Annotated in this window: 1 protein-coding gene; it reads left to right on the top strand. The window is 45.7% G+C overall.

The features are described 5' to 3' along the window. Positions 1-302, top strand: a 302-nt coding sequence (locus tag KDM89_RS21475; RefSeq protein WP_212689819.1) for a hypothetical protein, incomplete at both ends; no start/stop codon positions are given.

Below are 302 nucleotides of genomic sequence, written 5' to 3'. Positions count from 1 at the left end.
CGCATCGTTGGCACACATATAGACATCACTGACCGTAAGGAAACTGAAGAACAAATCAAGCTGAATCAGGATTTACTCAATGCCAGCAAAAATCGTTACAAAGAGTTAGCGCGCGAGCTGGAAATTTTGATTGCCAATGCACCGGTTGGCATCATGTTTGTCAGCAATGATCTGATCGTCAGAGCCAATCATGTGCTGGCCGCACTATGCCGCTTCCCAAATGCACAAGCGATGATCGGTGCGTTAACCAGTTTTTTATTCGTGACCTCTGAAGAATATCTGGCCTTCAAGGAAACCGTGAA

It is taken from the genome of Cognatundibacterium luofuense (assembly GCF_018139685.1).
GTDB lineage: Bacteria > Pseudomonadota > Gammaproteobacteria > Burkholderiales > Burkholderiaceae_D > Undibacterium > Undibacterium luofuense.
Note: the sequence above shows the minus strand (reverse complement) of the source record. Positions and strands in the feature narration are given on the sequence as shown.